This window comes from Streptomyces sp. NPDC058619 (assembly GCF_042717785.1).
Classification (GTDB): domain Bacteria; phylum Actinomycetota; class Actinomycetes; order Streptomycetales; family Streptomycetaceae; genus Streptomyces.
In genome coordinates this window covers 1-2,214 of sequence record NZ_JBHXQN010000148.1, presented here as the reverse complement: position 1 = coordinate 2,214, position 2,214 = coordinate 1, and the positions used below count along the sequence as shown (strand labels likewise).

Annotated in this window: 2 protein-coding genes; both read right to left on the bottom strand. The window is 71.8% G+C overall.

Going from position 1 to position 2,214, the window contains the following annotated elements; all coding sequences use genetic code 11:
• Positions 1-131: 131 nt before the first annotated feature.
• A complete protein-coding gene (locus ACFWTC_RS38800; protein ID WP_384075159.1) occupies positions 132-638 on the bottom strand; it encodes a GNAT family N-acetyltransferase in 507 nt (168 codons plus the stop codon).
• Positions 639-683: 45 nt separating this feature from the next.
• Positions 684-1,964, bottom strand: coding sequence for a cation:proton antiporter (locus ACFWTC_RS38795; protein ID WP_383932381.1), 1,281 nt, complete (start codon positions 1,962-1,964; stop codon positions 684-686).
• Positions 1,965-2,214: the final 250 nt, after the last annotated feature.

Genomic DNA, 2,214 nt, shown 5'->3' with positions numbered 1-2,214 from the left:
TGGACCCTAGACAAGTCCCATCGTTGCAGGTCAGGAGCACTCTTCTCGTTTCCGATCATCCATCGGACACGCAGCCACGTGAAAGCGCGAGGCTAGGGGGAGCCACTGACAACGGAGTTTGGGCGCCGCTGTCACGGCAACGAGCGGCTGAGCCAGACCACTTCGCCGCTGTCGTTGGTGGACGTGCGATCCCGCTCGAACCCGAGCTTTTCCAGGACGCGCAGCGACGGGGTGTTCCACGCGCCGACGGTCGACCAGAGGCGTGTGCGTCCTGTCGCCACGGCGGCATCGAGCACGGCGCGGGCCGCCTCGGTGGCGTAGCCCCGCCCATGCGCGTGCCGGAACAGCTCGTACGCGATCTCGGGCTCCTCCAGGGTGGAGCGGCCGATGATCAACCCGCAGTAGCCGATGAAATCGCCTGCGTCGCGGCGCTGGATGGGCAGCAGGGCGATCCCGGTGGTCGCCGTCGCGGTGAGCAGCTCCGCGATGACCGTCCGGGTGCGCTCGGCCGTGGGCGTCGTCCCGTTGCCGCGCTCGGAGAGGAGGGCGCGGAACTCGGCGGCGTCCGACTCGGCCCAGGGCCGCAGTATCAGCCGCTCGGTCTCGAGGTGGAACGACATCGTCTCGTACGTAGACATGCCCCCACCCTGCCTCACGGATCATCACGCACCACAGCGGGAGTCCTAGGTGGTATCGCCCCGGGAGGCGTCGGTGCCCGTCCCCTCCGGGCCGTCGAGCCGCGCCGTGACCGGGGTGGCTGCGACGCCGTGCAGGAGCACCGAGAGCAGCACGGTGAAGGTGACCACCGCCCACAACTCCCGTGCGGGGGCCGCGAAGTCCGCCTCGCCCAGCGCGTACGCCAGGTAGAAGAAGGAGCCGATGCCGCGGATGCCGAAGAGCGCGATGACGGCGCGTTCCTTCCCCTTCGCCGCGCCCCGCGCCTGGACGACCCAGCCCACGGCGGGGCGGATCACCAGGAAGAGCACCAGTCCCAGGAGGGCCCCGCGCCAGGTCAGGGCCTCGAGGCCGCCGTCGGCGATGAAGCCGCCGACGAGGAAGAGCACGACGGCGGTGAGGAGCCGCTCGATCTGGTCGGTGAAGGCGTGCATGACGCGGTGGTAGCGGTGGGCGCGTTCGGCTCCGCGGATCGTGCAGGCGGCGACGAACACGGCGAGGAAACCGTAGCCGTGCAGCAGTTCCGTCATCCCGTACGCGGTGAAGGTGGCGGCGAGGGCGACGAAGCCCTCGCGGTGCTCGGAGAGGCGCAGCGACTTCCAGCCCGCCTGGAAGAACATCCAGCCGAGCAGCCGTCCGACGCCCACGCCCACCAGCAGTCCCACCGTGCTGCGTACGAGCACATCGCTCCAGGCCCAGTGCCACAGTCCGTCCGTGGACCAGCCGGTCGCGGACGACGCCGTGAGGGCGATGGCGGCCAGGACGAAGGGGAACGCGAGCCCGTCGTTGAGCCCGGCCTCGCTGGTCAGCGCGAAGCGGACCTCGTCCTCGTCGTCCTTCTCGTCGGTCGGCTCCCCCACGCGCACTTCGGCCGCCAGGACCGGGTCCGTGGGCGCGAGGGCGGCCGCCACCAGCAGCGCGACGGCCGGGGGCCACCCCAGCAGCCAACCGGCGGCAGCCGCCGTCAGCAGGATGGTGAGCGGCATGGCCAGCCCGAGCAGCCGCCACGTCGTCGACCAGGCCCGCAGGCCCGGCGGCCGGTTGATGGCCAGGCCGGCGCCCATCAGCGCGACCACGACGCAGACCTCCGTGAGGTGCTCCACCATGCTGCGGTGCCGGACGGGGTCGAGCGCCGGGAGCGCGTCCAGCGGCAGCAGGAACACCAGGAAGCCCGCCGCGAGGAACACCATGGGCAGGGACAGGGGCCGTTTCGCCAGGGCCGTCGGCAGCACCGCCGCGCCCAGGGCTCCCAGCCCCGCGCAGGCGTACACCACGTCGATTCCCGTCAGGCTCAATCCGACCACCACTCCTGTAGGTGTGCGTACCGCTCGTCACTCGCCTACCCGGTCCCGGGCGCGGCACCTCGCCCGTGTCCGGCCCGGGGCATGGGCATGGGAGTGGGCCCGGACTCGACTCGTCGAGTCCGGGCCCACTCGCGTGCCGGGTCAGGCGGGGCGGCCGCCGAAGGGGGCGCCGGTGCCGTAGTACGTGCCCAGCTCCTCGTGGTAGCCGGCGTTGCCGAGGTGCTGGTCCCGGTGG